This window comes from Chitinophaga sp. CCNWYY40 (genome assembly GCF_037483205.1).
GTDB lineage: Bacteria > Bacteroidota > Bacteroidia > Chitinophagales > Chitinophagaceae > Chitinophaga > Chitinophaga ginsengisegetis.
In genome coordinates, this window is sequence record NZ_JBBHLF010000004.1 from 32397 (window position 1) to 49297 (window position 16901).

Sequence of the window (16901 nt, forward strand, 5' to 3'; positions counted from 1 at the left end):
GTTGTTGTCAGGGAATCTTGATCTACCATCCTTTTATCTGGGTAAGCGCTGCATTGTTCTGCAGTTCCGACACCGGGATAGGGATATAATACAAGGCCGGCGTGAACTGCCTGTTCATGTTATCACAGTTCACCACTTCATATTTGAAGCCGTCGTCGGTAGGCGTTATCCGGTGACCAGTAAAGCGTACATTGTTCAGCACAATATGCGCTTTACGCCAGCGGCGGAGGTCCCAGTAACGGTGTCCTTCAAAAGACAGTTCTACCTTGCGTTCGTGTTCTATGGCTGTCATCAGCGCAGCAGCAGTAGAAGCGGGCGTATTGGGCAGTCCGCGTTTGTTCCGCAGCGTATTCAGCGCCAGCTGCGCGCCTGCAATATCATTTAGTTTAGCCCTGGCTTCCGCAGCAATGAGCAGTATTTCTGCATAGCGCATTTCTATCCAGCTCTGTGTGCTTTTGTTCGCCACAAAATCGTTCACAGCAGGATTCAGCATTTTACGGATATAATAGCCCGTTACCGTTTTGCGGGGCTCGCCGGTTACTGCATATTCTGCAAAGCCTTCGGTAACATTGCCAGGCGTGGTGTTAAGCGTACGCCCTTTCCAGGAAGCGCCGTTATAAAGTATGGACGCATAAAACCTGGACTCCCTGTTGCTGTAAGGATTAGCAGCCATAGCAGCATTGCTCCAGGAAAATTTTGTGCCGTCGTTCATTTCATATTCATTCACCAGTTCAGCGGTGGGCACACCGTACACCAGGCACTGACCGGGCGCATCACCGGGAGGCGCAAATCCCAGATCCAAACTGTGGGTTACCTGTGGCGATACATAGTCCAGTTTGAAGATGGCTTCCTTTGTATTTTTATTGGTAAAGATGGAAGCATAATCAGACTCCAGGTCGTAGTACCCTTTTGCCGCGAGATCTATTACCGCTTTGGCGGCATCTGCAGCATTCCTGTAATATGCGGGTGCATTGGCGGCATTCACGCCGGTGAGTGCATCCTGGTTAAATTGTTTCTTATCATATTCCGCAATGGAAGCGGCATATAACCAGGTGCGCGCCAGCATGCCATAGGCCGCGCCTTTGGTGGCCCTGCCGGTGCGATTGGCATCTTGTTGCTCTGGGAGATTTTCAGCGGCATATGCAAAATCTGCTGCAATAAATTTCCAGCAGTCTTCTTCCGAAGCACGCTGATGTTCTTTGGTCAGATACTGCCCGATGTTGTCCATCAGGATCACGCTGCCATGCAGTTTTACCAGCCAGAAATATACATAACCCCTGATAAAACGCGCTTCTGCTTCATACTGTTTTTTGGTAGCCTCATCTACTTTGGCATATTTCGCAAGACCGTCCAGGAACTCGTTCAGGCGGCGGATACGCGAGTAACCCGTTTGCCAGTAGTTCAGTTGCGGGCCTGCCGAATTTACCCTGGACGCATCAGTTGCCAATATGTTCACTGTTCCATTACCGGCAACGGTAGAAGTATATTTTTCTATATCACTTAACGCATCGGTGGCGTTATCATAACCAATAGGGAAAACGCCGAACTGGAATGTTTTAAACTCGCTGTACATGCCGTTGATATAAAGCTCCATGTTAGCGGAATTGCTCCATATCGCTGTTTCCGTGTAGCGGTCCGTCGGGTCTATATCCACTTTACAGCCATGCGCAGCTATGATGATACCCATTGCCAGTAAAGCCTGTTGTATGGTGGTAGTTACCTTGTTCATAATGATCTGTGTTGTGGTTTAGAAAGTAATAGATGCACCGCCTGAATACATGCGCTGTTGCGGATAAAAACCATTGTTCACGTTTGGCATCTCAGGATCCAGGTATTTCAGTTTATCCCAGGTGATCAGGTTAAAGCCGGAGATATACAACCGTACCTGCTGCACTTTAGCCCTGTTCAGCCATCTCTTTGGAAGATTATATCCCAGCTGTGCGGATTTCAAACGCAGGTAAGATGCATCCCTTACCCAACCGGAATTGGCATGGGCGTTATGCGATGATAAAGAAGCTTTGTAAGCGCTTAAACGGGGATACTTTGCATCCGGGTTGTCCGGTGTCCATGAATCTTCTACCAGGTAATAAGGCGCGTTACCGTAGTTGTAAAAAGTTTTGGTAAAGGGCGTGTTATCATCTACGCCACTGGTTCCGCTGGAACCTTCATAAGTACCGGCCAGGCTGATGCTGGTCAGTGCAGCGCCCTGGAACAGCGCAGAGAAATCGAAGGCGCCATATTTCAGATCTATGTTCAAACCATAGGTTAGCTGCGGCATATTGCTGCGTCCTACAAAAGTCATATCGTCGGCGCGGGTAATACGGCCATCGCCGTTCAGATCACGATATTTGAAAAAGCCCGGTGCAATAACGCCGCCGCTTGGTGAAGATCCATTCGCTGCTTCTTCCCAGGTTTGGTACATACCATCCACCACAAAACCCATTTTATCTCCGATGCTGCGGCCCACGCGGCTTTGCCATGCAGGCAAACCGGTGCTTTCATTCAAACGCAGGATCCTGTTTTTAGCCCAGTTCATATTACCGGTAACACCGTACTGCAATTTACCGATGGTGTTGCGGTGTCTTATCTGCAAATCAAAACCCTTGTTATCCACAATACCATAGTTCAGCACAGCAGGCGCGTAACCGCCCAGAGATAAGGGATACAGGCTGCCAGGACTATCGAGGATATCGTTGGTGATTTTATAGAACCATTCAAAATCAAATCCCAGCAAGCCATTCAGGAAAACGGACTCAAACCCTATGTTGGTTTGTGTGGAGGTTTCCCAGCGGAGGTTCACATTAGGCGGTGCGCTGGTATATAAGGCAGCCGTAGGTTTGCCGCCAATCACCACCACCGGGTTTGTGGTCAGCGCGAATGTTTGCAGGTACGCAAACCGCTGCGCCACATCATTACCCACGCGGCCTACAGATCCTTTCAGTTTCAGGTAGCTGATCGTTTTGCTCAGGTTATCAAAGAAAGATTCCTTGCTGATCACCCAGCCTGCGCCCACAGCAGGAAATATTTCCCAGCGGTTGTTGCGCATAAAATTCACGGAAGCATCGTAACGACTGGCCAATTCCAGCAGGTATTTGTCTTTGTAGCTGTAATTGAAACGCGCTACGGCGCCTGCCCTGGAATCGTCGATATCACTGGAGCCTGTGGGAGAAATAAAATCTTCGGTAGCCTTGCTGCCATAATCGATCTCCTTCAGGTCACTTAACGCAAAATTGCTGGCTCCTGTGGAAAACAGGCTGGACTTTTGCTGCGACCATTCGTACAACAATAATGCGCTGATGGCATGATCGCCAAACTGGTTGGTATAAGAGGCGCTTGGCTGGAATGTTTTACGGTTATATTGGGTGTATGACTGTCGTAACGATGTTTTGGTGATGCCCGGCAAAGAACTGATGGTCGTGTAATCGCCACTCACCTGATCGCGATAGCGGCCCATCACGGTATACGGCGTTAACCATCCTTTATTTTCCGTGCTGCTTTTATCATAGGCTGTCAGCAATTTCAGCTCCAGTCCTTTTACGCCCGGCACTTTCACCTTAAAGGTCAGGTTGCCCTGGAACACATTGGTTTGCCCGTTCTGGTAACCGGAGTTCTGCACGGCAGCTAAGGGATTTACCCAGCCGGCGCCGCTGTTGTAAGCAGTAGGCAACCCGTTGGGTGCATACATAGGCAGGTTAGGCAACATGCGCACCGCCTGGTAAAACGGGTTCATGTAAGCCTCGTTATCCGGCGAAATACCAGGTGTGGCCGTGAGTTGCTGCCGCATGCCCAGGTCCACGCCTACGGATATATAATCGTTCAATGCTGCATCCAGGTTGGAACGCACGTTATAGCGTTTGAAATTGGTATTCTCTACAATACCTTCCTGGTCGAGCATCCCACCGGATACAAAATATTTTATCTTTTCAGTACCACCGCGCACGCTGATGTTGTGGTGCTGCGACATACTCGTTTTTCCCATCAGTTCACCCATCCAGTCGGTATTACCAAACAGCGGGTTGGTGTTGGTGCCGTTCTTCAGCGCCTCAATCTGTTCCTTCGTATATACGTAAGGCACAGGATCGCCGCCGGTATGCGCGAGGTAGTCGTTGTCCATATCGGTTCCTTTATTATACCACGACATATAATCCGGGCCGTTCAGGAATTTTGGAACGCGGGTATTGGAGTTGAAGGTAACGGAGCCATCATAGGTAACGGTTGGCTTCTGGTTTTTACCATGCTTGGTAGTAATGAGGATGATACCGTTGGCCGCCTGTAAACCATATACGGCAGTGGAAACGGCATCTTTCAATACGGTGATGCTTTCAATTTCATCCGGGTCGAGGTTGGAGAACGAAGGACGCTGTACGTTATCAATAATGATCAGCGGTCCCTGGTTGGCGCCATACGTGCTTACGCCGCGGATACGCAGCGCAGCATCATCTGCTCCGGGGCGGCCCGATTGCTGCAGCGCTGAAATGCCCGGCAGCCGGCCTGCCAGCATATTAGTGATGTTCATGGCCGGCGCTTTCTTCAGTTCTTCACCGCTGATCTGCGCTACCGAACCAATCACGCTTCCTTTTTTCTGCGTGCCATAGGCCACTACCATTACTTCATCAAGATCTTTTAAACTCCGCTCCAGCGTTGCCTTTACCTGGTCGCCCGGCTTTACGCTGAGCGTAAGCGGCGTGTATCCCATCATGGAAATTACCAGTGTGGCCTTGTCTGATGTAAGCGGCAGCGTAAACTTTCCATCCGTATCAGTAGAAGCGCCCTGGCTGGTTCCTTTGACAAGAACCGTGGCTCCCGGTACAGGAAGCCCGTCGGCAGAAGTGATGATCCCCGAAACCGTTCTGGTTTGGCCAAACGACGACAGCTGGCACGCGAGGAAGCATAGGAGCAGCCATACATAACGGCTGGATAATAAATAATGCCTGAATTGTTTCATAAACAATTACTTTGGTTAATAAAATGTGGTTACTGATACGAACTACAGGCTATTCCAGGTTTCCTGAAATAGTGACAGGCTTTTCAAAAGGATGAAGGTATTTGTCCAGCAAGACAGCTGCCGCCAACCTGCTGAGGTGTAGAGGCTCGCTGCCGGAAAGCCTGATGCCGGCGCTTTCCAGATCATTCTTTACTTGTGGTATAGTTACAGGTGTTCCTGTTGCTGCAATAATCTTTACAAAATCTGCTATCGTTAGCATATCACCCGAAGCAGCCCAATAGGTGTTCAGTACAGGATAATAAGCGCGTAAGCCCTGCACCAGTTCATAACCGCTAACAGGTTGCTGCGGGTAAAACCAGGTTTGGTTGGCCCACATATAAGGCACGCCGGTTCCTTTAAGAATGCCGGTGGCGCCTATTTTCTGGACGGCGGCAAAATTAGGGTCAGCAGGCGTTATATCAATAAATGGCATCAGGTAGCCGTTGGCATTCAGCAATGCCTGTTGCACCTGACGTACGGAAAGCGCCGCGGGTTGCAGATGCAGTTGTATGCACAGCGCGGCTATCACGCCGGCGGCCTGCCCCAGCTGCAACACTACCGGTTGCAGGCGTGTAGCGCCATTCACGATATTACTTACACTGATGCTTTTTTCGGCCACTATCAAACCCTCTACTCCCTGCGGAATCAGGCTGCCCATAGGCACATTATAAGAAGGCACTTTTATCTTGACGAAATCTATCGCCGGCGCAGCCGGATTTTTCAGATGATGATGATCGATGGTATAGTCTCCTACGGCAACGCCTGTACGAAATAATGGTTGCGTGCTTTCATAGGGATGCGCTACTTCATTAACCGTTAAGGTCACCAGCCCTTTCACTCTTCTCGATTCCCGGTGATAAGGTATCATGGGCAGTTTATCAGCGGTCGGAAATTCATCATCTGCCAGTCCCAGGTTTTTATATCCTAATGCTGTTTGCAGATAGTAAACAAAACGGAGCGTATGCAGCTTCGCTTGTTTCCACGCAGCTTCCCTTTCTGCACGGGTGCTTTCAATCGCGTTGAGATATATGTCGTTACCACATTTGGGCCAGTTGATCATGTATTTATTATGTGGCAATCGTCCGTATTGCATCATGCGGTAGCAGTTGTTCTGCGGGCTGTCGGATGTAGCCGGATCGCTTACATCGCAGCTGCATTGGAACACAGAGGCATCGTAGCCTTCCGGCCGGGGAATTATTTTGTTGCCGTTTTTGCCATAATCTTTCAGTACTGCAACATAGGTCAGATCTTGTATGATGTTGTTGGCCTGTACAGGTGCCTGCTCTTCACGGGTATCCAGGCGGCTGTCCATCCCGATGCGGTAATGTGCGCCGGCGGCAGCCATCACATCTCCCAATTCGGTGGCATCGATGAGGATGGTGGCAGTGAGCACACGCAGGCGCTTCCCTTGTGTTACGGTAATCGTCCATTTACCGTTTTCTCTTTTTACAGATTGCCAGCGGGTGTTATACCATACCTGCAATTTTTTTTCTGCAGATGCCAGCTGCTGCAATACCTGGTTGCCAACATGCGGCTCAAATAAAGTATTGCTTACCCAGCCGGTGGCAACCGAATCCGGGCCACCATAATATTTGTATAACTGTTGCCTGAACTCGCCCCACAATCCGGCGGGCAAACGGTGATTACCATCAATAGCCGACACGCCAGCTGCAGTAAGCATCCCGCCCAGCCAGGTAGTTTCTTCTATAATAATCACTTCCGCTCCCATTCGTGCCGCCTGGATACCGGCGGTTGTGCCACTGGCGCCACCGCCGATAATCAGCACATCCGTATTGGCAGATTGCGCCCGGAGCTGCATACAGCCCGTCAACAATAAAACGAATATTATATACCTGATACTGGTGGTCATCTGGTTGATATTTTATAGTATTAAGACTGGATACGTTCCCATGTTTTCCATACCTGGTACAGCGCACGTGGTACATGAAAGCATCCCTTCCATTTACCGCCTTTCAGCGTGAGCAAAGGCGTGCCCTGTCTGTTCAGGTAGCCGTACCATTCGCCGAATGCTTCGTCTCTGAAATGCTCCCACACATAGGCGTGTACTTTTTCAAACCATAGCAAACAGCGCTCATCACCCGTTAATTCATACCCTTTGGACAAGGCCACCAGCGCCTCCGCATGTACCCACCATAATTTCTGATCCCACTCCAGTTGCTGCGGCGGATTGCCGAGGATATCCATAAAATAAAAAATACCGCCAAACTCCTGGTCCCACCCGTATTCCAGGGTACGCAGCATAATGTCGCACGCTTTGCGTATCAATGCAGTATCGTTTAGCCGCACACCCAGGTCCATGATAAACCACATGGCTTCAATAGCATGACCGGGATTTACAAGACGCCCTTCAAAGCTGTCGGAGAAACGGCCATCAGCATATACATTTTCCAGGATCAGCCCACGGGCAGGTTGGTAAAACACATTCATCACTTCATGGATCACCGGCGGGATCAGCTCATTCACCTGTTGCGCACCCAGCAAGTGCTCCAGTTCGAGCGACAGGTTGCACAAAATCATGGGCAAACTAAACCCTTTCAGCGCACGGGTACCCGGATATGCTTTATTGTATTGGCCTTTCCAGTTATCTTTTCTTTGCAGGATGTTTTTAAAAGTGGATATGGCTATTTCCTTGTAGCGGTCGTTCGGCGCTGCTTTATCCAATGATGCAAACGCCATGGCAGCAAAACAATCACTGAAAATATTGTACGGTTGCGTTAATGGTTTTCCATCGGCTGTCAGGGAAAAAAACCAGTTGCCGGAAGTGTCCCGTCCATATTTTTCCATAAAGCCGGCGCCATGCAATGCCATCTGCAGCCATTCTTCTTTTGGCGACACGTGATTATACATGTAACTGAAACACCACACTTCCCGGCCTTGCAGCCACATAAATTTATCGGTATCGAATACCCGGCCATCCCTTTGCAAACAGGTAAAGTAGCCACCGTTCTTTTCATCTTTGCTATGCTTCATCCAGAAAGGCAGCACATTGTCCAGCAGTTCCTGGCGGTATTGCCCTGCATAAGAGCTATGCAGGGATGCCGCCGCTAATATTTCCGGTGCCTGGCTTTTATTCTGTAGATCACTCCTCATAAATAACGCTATCTTTGTAATTTATTTTACTTTCGTTCGTAAATTTATAAATTAAATTATTAATTAAGCAAAACTTTGTAAAAATATTTTTTTAAAACAAAATAACGCGGTTACTTTTCACTAAAATCAATTCATTTATCTTAGAACAATGAAAAAAACTGATCCAATGCAATCCCAGGTAAATCAAAATATCTTTGATCTTTTTTCTGAAGAAACTATTTCGGGGGTAGCTTATAAGAATAAATCGCTGAAACGGGCCATCATTAACCATCTCGATAAAACCGGCAACGCTACCATAACAGATTTGACACTTGCGCTGAACATCAGCGTACCCAAAACCACCAGTCTAATTAATGAACTGATAGGCGACGGCCTGGTAAAAGATGAAGGCAAAGTAGATTCAAAAGGCGGCCGCCGCGCCAATATATATGGACTGGTGGCCGAATCGGCCTTTTTTATAGGAGTAGATGTAAAACATTATCATGTGAATATAGGACTGCTGGATTTCAAGAAAAACCTGGTGTCCGATGAAATGCAGGTGCCTTACCTGCTGGCCAATACGCAGGAATCCTTTGATCATCTTATCCGGATCATCCAGGGATTTATCGGCAACCTGTCCGCTGCACACCGGAATATCCTGGCGCTCTGTGTAAACCTCTCCGGCCGTGTGAACAGTGAAAACGGCTACAGTTACAGCTTCTTCCATTTCCATGAAGAACCGCTCAGCACCATCATTGAAAAGATCACCGGCATACGCACCTACCTGGAAAACGACTCCAGGGCAATGGCATACGGGGAATTCCACAACGGGATTGTACGCGATGAAAAAAATGTACTGTTCGTAAACCTTGACTATGGCATTGGTCTTGGGATCATGATCGACGGCAAAATATACCGTGGTAAATCAGGTTTCGCAGGTGAAATGGGCCACATTCCGCTGTTTACCAATGAACTGATCTGCCACTGCGGCAAAAAGGGATGCCTGGAAACAGAGGCCTCCGGACAGGCGCTGATAAGGATGTTCAAGGAAAAAATTGCACAAGGCTCCGGCTCATCGCTGCAGCACGACAATAAACTGCCCGAGCCACTCCACCTGGCAGATATTATACAATCCACCCGTAATGAAGATGTGCTCTGCATAGAGCTGGTAGCCGGTATCGGAGAAAAGATAGGCCGCGGCCTCTCCGTACTTATTAATATATTTAACCCGGAGCTGGTGGTACTGGGCGGCATCCTTTCCCAAACCGACGAGTATATCCGTCTCCCTATACGCAGCGCACTGAATAAGTATTCCCTCAGCCTGGTGAATAACGATACACAGCTGCTGATGTCCAAACTAAAAGAAAAAGCCGGTATCATAGGCGGCTGCCTGATTGCGAGAGACAAACTACTCTCCGTTCAATGATGTTTTTGCAGATAATATTCTTTTACCTATTTGTTTCTTAATTTTTTTATTAAGTTTGTCTTAATTGATAAAAAATATTATCTATCTCTATTAAGTAACATCATGAAAAAATTATTCACACGTTCAGGGCTCACCATGCTCTTTATCAGCAGTCATCTTGTACTTACTTTGCCTGCCGCAGCACAAACGGTGCCGGCAGAAATCCGGCAAAAGCTGCTGACCACCAAACAAGGCAGCATTGTAGAACTGCCTGGTATCCTCAATGAACAACTGCCAAAGATTAACTATGAGAAGATAGTTTTATCAGGCCCGCAATATATTATTTCAGATGATCCGGAATATATCCGCGTGCCGGAAGCCATTGCACTGAAAGAAAAAGTAGCACCAGGCACAGTACGGCTTTATGTATATAACGTAAACGGTGTGAAAGAACCAACTAAGATCACCACCAAAATTGTAGCGGTGATAAAAAATACCGGCGCCGCACCCATGCATATCCGCATGCTGAAATATTCTTCCCAAAAGCCCAGCACCAGCTATTTTCAGGTAGGTAAACAGGGACTGGCAGATTATTTTGCTGCTACACCGCAAACCGAAGTCCGCACCATAGCACCCGGAAAAATCCTGGCCATTGATCCTGCACAGGAAAAATACCAGGTAAAATATGATGAACTGGTGCATGGCCTGTATGATTTTGTGATTGACCAGCCAGGCGAAATCAGTGTTGTGCAAACAGCCCCCGGAACACCTGTCGCCACTGCCCTTGCACGCGCCAGCATACTACCCTCCAAAAGCCAGAGCGGCGCAGGCCGCGGCCTTTTTGGCGTAAGCAATTATGAAGTGGTTTCCAACGATACCATCGACACACAGAAAGGCATCGTGCAAATGGTGATGGCCGATGGTGAGCAAGACCCCTGGGTACTTGGCCGGGAAGGCACCACGGGAAAAAGAGCTACCCTGGCCGGCAACTACGGCGTGATGTACAACGTGGAACTGAAATGGAAAAGCAACAACGGACAAGGTCTCGCGCTGGTAACCTGGAACGCCCGCAGCGATAATAACCAGTGGTGCGGCGGCATGGCCAATACCATGATAGTGAGCAAAGGAAAATTCAAAGAAGGCATCATTCAATTGCCATCAGATCGCCTTATCACCAAAAAATCACCGGAAGCTATTTTAGTGCAGGTATTCCCACCTGCCGCAAACGGAGAAGTGCAAACCATTCATTTCACCTATTCACCTCCGGGCGCCTCCTGTTTACCAACACCATTAATTTTTATCCCTGTAGATATGAAGTAGCCTATTTGAGGTGCCCCCAAAAGTGTCTGACTTTTTGAGGGCACCTCAGCTATTATTTTAACATAGCCCCTGAAGATTTTTTGTACTAATTCAGATAGTTACAGTTCCGGCAGATAAAAGCTAACCGAATTGCCAACTAAAATATGCTTCTCAAACCAGCACAAATAAAAAAAGTCACCGAAAATCAGTGACTTTTAAAATCTTGAAAAGCGGTAAAATGAACCGCGTCCAAAAGTGGAGATGGCGGGAATCGAACCCGCGTCCAAACATATTCGCCGAAAGCTTTCTACATGCTTATTTACGCATTGTTTTGTCGGGATCTGGCAGGGGCGTAACGAACCAACCATTTCCTTATCCGTTGTAGCTTCAGTATTCACTCACAGAAACCATGAATACCTATCCCTATGGGTTTATGATTCGGCGGCGGAAGTCGCATAAGGCAACAACTTCAAGCGGCTATAATGGGTGTCTAATTTATAATTAGGCAGCCATGGCGTAGTTAGATTCGCCAATTAGAGTTTGAATATTCAGATTATCGTGCTAATTATCCAACGCACGGCATGCTTACACTCTCAAAGATCTATGCTGTCAAAACCAGGCATCCCCCTGTAAAACAGTTTACAAAGATAGCATGAAAAACTGGCATTTGATCATTCATCCCGATCAAATGCCAGTAATATTTTTAAAATAATCCGCTCAGCAGGTTTCTCCATACATCCAGTCCGTTTGCAAACAACAGCAAACTAAACAGGATCAGCATACCCACAATCTGCGCGTACTCCAGGAACTTCTCACTCGGCTTACGCCCTGTAACGATCTCGTACAGCAGGAAAAGCACGTGGCCACCATCCAGTGCCGGAATAGGCAGGATATTCATGAATGCCAGTATAATAGACAGGAATGCTGTCATCTCCCAGAACATCTGCCAGTCCCACGCATCAGGGAACAACTTCGCGATGGACATAAATCCACCCAGCGACTCACTCACCTTTACTTCTTTGGAAACAAAGATCAGGCGAAGCTGCTGCACATATTTTACGAGTTTGTCGACGCTCTTGTGAAAACCGGCCGGGAAGGATTCCAGGAAAGTATACTTCTTTACTTTATACTCAAAAGGATCTTTTGGATATACGCCAAATGTGCCTTTATCGCTCAGCTTTGCGGCCAGGTTCAGTGTATCGTTGCCACGAACCAGGGTCACTATTACATTTTCATTCTTGTGCTTCCTGATCTCGGTTGCAAACTCATGATAGTACAGATACGGCGCGCCATTGATGGCAATAAGCCGGTCGCCGCTCTTCACACCTACCCTGGCGGCAGCAGATCCCGGAAGGGTGCTGTCGGCAATATAAGGGAGACGGGGCATGGCAAAAGGCGCTTTCTGCTTCAGCAGCTGCCTGGTAAAGCCAGCCGGGATAGGAAGATCAAGGGTTTTACCATCACGTTCTACCTGGATACTTTTGGCTTCCGACAGGATTACATCTCCGGGGATCGCCTCAAAGGCTTCCACGTGATGGTGATCAATGGTAACGATCTTATCACCGTCTTTCATACCAATGCTGCGGGCCAGGGAATCTGTTACCACCCCATATTTTGCGGCAGAAGTAGGCAGGTAGGTTTCCCCCCAGTGCCATAAGATCATCGCATAAATAAAGAACGCAAGGACAATATTCACGGTTACGCCGCCGATCATAATGATCAAACGCTGCCACGCTGGTTTGGCACGGAACTCCCACGGCTGCGGGGGCTTTGCCAACTGTTCTTTATCCATACTTTCATCTATCATTCCGGATATTTTTACATATCCTCCCAACGGCAGCCAGCCGATTCCATACTCTGTTTCGCCCTTCTTTATTTTGAAGAGAGAGAACCACGGATCAAAGAACAAATAGAATTTTTCCACCCTGGTTTTGAACAACTTGGCCGGGATAAAATGGCCTAACTCATGCAACACTACCAAAATAGAAAGTGACAGTAACAACTGTCCGGCTTTCACCAATATTACCTCTGTAGTCATTTAATTGTTTCTGCTTTAATCTGCCTAATATATCAGTTTTAATACATATTCCGGCAAAACTCTTTGTTAATTTTTACTGGCAATTTATATAACGATAGAATTGATAAGGGATGCAGCGTGTTCACGTGCGGCATTATCGCATTCATAATAATCGTGCAGGGTGGGGGTTTCAATAAACGGTATTTTACCCAGCGTTTCTTCAATCACTTCCGTCATCTGCAGGAAGCCTATCCTGTTTTTCAGGAAGGCATTCACCACTTCTTCATTGGCGGCATTCATTACGCACGCAGCGTTTCCGCCTCTGTGCATCGCCTCAATGGCAATAGCCAGGTTACGGAAAGTTTTGGTATCCGGCTGCTCAAAAGTAAGCGTAGGATAATTCCGGAAAGAGAAACGGGGGAAATCATTGGCCAGCCTGTCGGGGTACCCCAACGCATACTGGATAGGCAGTTTCATATCCGGCAATCCCATCTGTGCTTTCAGGGAACCATCCACAAACTGCACCATCGAGTGAATGATAGATTGTGCATGTATCACCACTTCAATATTTTCCGGCGCCAGGCCAAACAACCAGCGTGCTTCAATCATCTCCAGCCCTTTATTCATGAGGGTGGCGGAATCGATGGTTATTTTAGCGCCCATGCTCCAGTTGGGATGTTGCAGCGCATGGTCTTTCTTTACATTGATGAGGAAGTTCGGCTTTTTACCGAGGAATGGTCCGCCGGAGGCGGTCAGGATTACTTTTTCCACCTTGCTGAAAGGCTCTCCCAGCAAGCACTGGAAGATGGCGGAATGTTCAGAATCTACCGGTATAATGGGTACATTCTTCCTGCGTGCGGTAGCCATTACAATATCACCGGCTACTACCAGGGTTTCCTTGTTGGCCAATGCCACCGGGGTGCCCTGTTCAATAGCAGATAAAGTAGGCGCCAGGCCGGCAAAACCCATAATGGCCGCCAGTACCATGTCGATCGAACTCCAGGCGGCTACTTCCACCATCGCTTTCGGACCGGCAAATACTTTGATGCCTTTATCAAATAATACGTCTTTTACCTGTTTGTACTTTGCTTCGCTGCCTATCACTACCGCATTGGGCTTGAATTTCAGCGCCTGCTCAATCAGCAGGTCAGCATTTTGCTGTGCGGTCAATACTTCTACACTAAATCTGTCGGGATGCGCAGCGATCACCTCCAGTGCCTGTATGCCAATAGATCCGGTTGATCCGAAAATGGCAATCTTTCGTTTATTCATTACGGTGATTTACTTTTTTACAGTTAACAAAAAATGAAGAATCAGCTGCCGGTAAAATAGCCTGACAGCCGTTCCGCCCTGAATCGCCGGTTATTTTTGTAAATACGCTGCCAGTTCATCCGCCAGCTTCCTGTCGTTACTCAAACGAGGCACTTTGTTCTGACCTCCCAGTTTTCCAATAGCTTTCATATAATCGATAAAGCCCTGCTTACGTACAGTCCTTATCTTCAGGGGTTGCAAAATATTTCCGGTCAGCAGATCATCATAATAAATATTCTTCTGACGCATGTTTTCATCTACCTTCCTGGAAAATGCCTCCATGTTGGCGGGCATATTCTCAAACTCTACAAACCACTCGTGGTAAGGCAGTTCACCGTTGGTTTGTACCATCGGGGCTACTGTAAATTCTGTAATCTGCACATTTTCCTCTGCTGCCGCCTTCATCAGGCTGTGTTCCACTTCTTCACCGATCACATGCTCCCCGAACGCAGAAATAAAATGTTTGATACGGCCGGTTACCAGCAAACGGTACGGATTAGTGGAAACAAACTTCACCGTGTCACCGAGGTTATACCCCCATAATCCGGCGTTGTTGTTGATCACCATGGCGTAATTTACACCTGTTTGCACATCTTTGAGCGACAGTCGCGTAGGGTTCTCATTAAAAATTTCCTGCGCCGGTATAAACTCATAAAAGATCCCTGAATTGGTGTTCAGCAGCAACCCTTCGCGCTCCTGCGAATCCTGGAAGGCAAAAAAGCCTTCAGAGGCAGGAAACGTTTCCACCGTATGGATCGGCGAACCTATAGAGGCCATCAGCTTGGAACGGTAAGGCTCAAAATTCACCCCGCCGTATACCATCACATCAAAATTCTTAAATATTTCTTTGATCTTTTTACCATTGCTGCGCTCCATCAGGCGGTCGAAATACATCTGTACCCAGGGTGGTATGCCGCTGATCAGCGTCATGTCCTGATTAATGGTTTCTTCCACAATCTTGTCCAGCTTCGTTTCCCAGTCGTCAATACAATTGGTTTCGTACGATGGCAGCTGATTGGTACGCAGATACCGGGGAATATGGTGGTTCACGATACCGCTCAGCCGGCCGGTAGGAATGCCTCCTACCCTTTCCAGCTCCGGCGACCCGGACAAAAAGATCATTTTGCCATCCGCAAAGGCCGTATTGCCTGTTTCTCCCATATAGTTCAGCAACGCATTACGCGCTGTATCTATATGATTATTAACAGATTCTTTGGAGATGGGGATATATTTAACACCACTGGTCGTTCCGGAGGTCTTAGCCAGGTAAATCGGCTGCCCTTTCCACAGTACATTTTGTTTGCCTTCCTTGATTTTTTCAATATAAGGCTTAAACTGCTCATAATCCCGCAAAGGCACAGCCTGTTTAAATTCTTCGTGGGTTTGTACCCCGCTAAACTTGTGATCTGTTCCGAATTCCGTCTTTCTGCCTGTCTTCAAGAGCTCCTGCAGGATAGTATCCTGATCTTCTACCGCCCTTAACATTTCCTTCTTTATCTTATTATGTACGATAGAAGCAAATGGTTTGGCCAGCAGTGATTTAAACTTCATGCCTGTTGTTTTATAATTGAGAGACTAAAGCTGAGCATATTTATTTATCCGGGGATTTAATTGCACTGATTTTTAGGGATTTCCGGAAGAAATATCCCTCTCTGGTAATTAAATAAGCAGGTAAATAAATGTCCTCATCCTATCTGTTTTTATTCGTGTAAACGACAAAAGTATACAAATTTGCGTTGGTTTGTACAGCAAGATAGCTGTTTTTAAATGATCCGGAAATAGCATAAAAATGTGCATATGGCGACCCGGCGCCAGAAATCATTATTTGTTAAAATAATTTAAAATTCAAGAAAGTATGTATCTTTGAAAAGATTAAGCTTTAGGCGGTCCTTCATATGTGTTTATACATGGTGATTTAAAAAAGACCGAAAAACTTTGTCTATTAGAAAACAAAAGGTTACTTTTGCGGAAATTATATTTTGGATAATTATGTTTGCAGTTGTAAAAATCGCAGGTCAGCAATTTAAAGTACAAAAAGACCAGGAAATTTTTGTACAGCAGTTACAAGGAAATATTGGAGACAAGGTGGAGTTTTCCGATGTACTGTTAACAGATAATGCTGGTGCGCTGTCCGTAGGCACTGATGTAAAATCAGTAGTAAAAGCAGAGATTCTGGCTCATGTTCAGGGTGACAAGGTCATCGCTTTCAAGATGAAGAGAAGAAAAGGCTTCAGAAAGAAAGTTGGACACCGTACCCACTTTACAAGAATCAAAATCAATGAAATAGCTTAATCCTGTTAAGCTAAATTTATTTATTAGACAAGTTTAAAGTAATCATACAATGGCACATAAAAAAGGTGAAGGTAGTGTAAAAAACGGCCGTGACTCCCACAGCAAAAGGCTGGGAGTAAAAATCTTCGGTGGTCAGCCAGCTATCTCCGGCAACATTATTGTTCGTCAGAGAGGTACGGTTTATCATCCCGGTCAAAACGTAGGCGTTGGTAAAGATTTTACCATTTTCGCAGTAGCAGACGGTGTAGTGGAATTCAGAAAAGGTCGCGAAAACAAGACTTACGTTTCTGTTAAAGCATTTGATACCACTGCTCAGGCGGAAGCCTAATCAGTGTTAGCCATAAAGTTTTTTTTAATACCCAATTTTTTTACTAACCCAAATTCAAAAAACAATGGCAACAATTAAAAAAGCGGCTGCTAAGAAAGCTGCACCTAAAAAGAAAGCTGCTGCTCCTAAGAAAGCCGCTGCTAAAAAAGCTGCTCCTAAAAAAGCCGCCGCTAAG

Annotated in this window: 11 protein-coding genes and 1 other RNA gene; 4 read left to right on the forward strand and 8 right to left on the reverse strand. The window is 47.0% G+C overall.

All coding sequences use genetic code 11. The annotated features are described in order from the left end of the window. Nucleotides 1–22: 22 nt before the first annotated feature. The 4 genes from V7S65_RS15055 to V7S65_RS15070 are packed head-to-tail and all read right to left on the reverse strand — an operon-like array spanning nucleotide 23 to nucleotide 8095. Nucleotides 23–1729, reverse strand: a complete 1707-nt coding sequence (locus tag V7S65_RS15055; RefSeq protein WP_079468885.1) for a RagB/SusD family nutrient uptake outer membrane protein — start codon at nucleotides 1727–1729, stop codon at nucleotides 23–25. Between the two features lie 18 nt (nucleotides 1730–1747). Continuing rightward, nucleotides 1748–4945 carry a SusC/RagA family TonB-linked outer membrane protein gene (locus tag V7S65_RS15060; RefSeq protein ID WP_336387161.1) on the reverse strand — a complete coding sequence of 1066 codons (3198 nt, stop codon included), beginning with the start codon at nucleotides 4943–4945 and terminating at the stop codon, nucleotides 1748–1750. A gap of 49 nt (nucleotides 4946–4994) precedes the next feature. Continuing rightward, nucleotides 4995–6854: an FAD-dependent oxidoreductase gene (locus V7S65_RS15065; protein WP_336387162.1), complete on the reverse strand. Its 1860-nt coding sequence runs from the start codon at nucleotides 6852–6854 to the stop codon at nucleotides 4995–4997. Between the two features lie 20 nt (nucleotides 6855–6874). Then, entirely contained in the window at nucleotides 6875–8095 is a 1221-nt protein-coding gene (locus V7S65_RS15070) for an AGE family epimerase/isomerase (protein ID WP_336387163.1), read from the reverse strand. A gap of 166 nt (nucleotides 8096–8261) precedes the next feature. On the opposite strand from V7S65_RS15070, the gene V7S65_RS15075 reads away from it, so the two are divergent. Together V7S65_RS15075 and V7S65_RS15080 are read left to right on the forward strand one after the other, a co-directional pair. Continuing rightward, nucleotides 8262–9500 carry an ROK family transcriptional regulator gene (locus tag V7S65_RS15075; RefSeq protein WP_079470008.1) on the forward strand — a complete coding sequence of 413 codons (1239 nt, stop codon included), beginning with the start codon at nucleotides 8262–8264 and terminating at the stop codon, nucleotides 9498–9500. 102 nt (nucleotides 9501–9602) lie between these two features. After that, nucleotides 9603–10799, forward strand: coding sequence for a copper amine oxidase (locus V7S65_RS15080; RefSeq protein WP_336387164.1), 1197 nt, complete (start codon nucleotides 9603–9605; stop codon nucleotides 10797–10799). A 232-nt stretch (nucleotides 10800–11031) separates the two neighbouring features. Here the strand turns inward: V7S65_RS15080 and ssrA are convergent. The 4 genes from ssrA to V7S65_RS15100 all read right to left on the reverse strand — a co-directional run bounded on the left by ssrA (nucleotide 11032) and on the right by V7S65_RS15100 (nucleotide 15657). After that, nucleotides 11032–11405: a transfer-messenger RNA gene (gene ssrA, locus V7S65_RS15085) on the reverse strand. Between the two features lie 76 nt (nucleotides 11406–11481). Beyond that, on the reverse strand, nucleotides 11482–12816 hold the full coding sequence (gene rseP, locus V7S65_RS15090; protein ID WP_336387165.1) for an RIP metalloprotease RseP: 1335 nt from the start codon (nucleotides 12814–12816) through the stop codon (nucleotides 11482–11484). Nucleotides 12817–12900: 84 nt separating this feature from the next. Next, nucleotides 12901–14067 (reverse strand): 1-deoxy-D-xylulose-5-phosphate reductoisomerase, encoded by a 1167-nt coding sequence (locus V7S65_RS15095; protein WP_079468895.1) that lies wholly within the window; start codon nucleotides 14065–14067, stop codon nucleotides 12901–12903. Nucleotides 14068–14157: 90 nt separating this feature from the next. Further along, nucleotides 14158–15657, reverse strand: coding sequence for a GH3 auxin-responsive promoter family protein (locus tag V7S65_RS15100; protein ID WP_079468896.1), 1500 nt, complete (start codon nucleotides 15655–15657; stop codon nucleotides 14158–14160). 438 nt (nucleotides 15658–16095) lie between these two features. Here V7S65_RS15100 and rplU point away from each other — a divergent pair, with 438 nt between their 5' ends. Further along, nucleotides 16096–16398: a 50S ribosomal protein L21 gene (gene rplU, locus V7S65_RS15105; RefSeq protein WP_079470010.1), complete on the forward strand. Its 303-nt coding sequence runs from the start codon at nucleotides 16096–16098 to the stop codon at nucleotides 16396–16398. A gap of 49 nt (nucleotides 16399–16447) precedes the next feature. After that, nucleotides 16448–16726 (forward strand): 50S ribosomal protein L27, encoded by a 279-nt coding sequence (rpmA, locus tag V7S65_RS15110; protein ID WP_079468897.1) that lies wholly within the window; start codon nucleotides 16448–16450, stop codon nucleotides 16724–16726. Nucleotides 16727–16901: the final 175 nt, after the last annotated feature.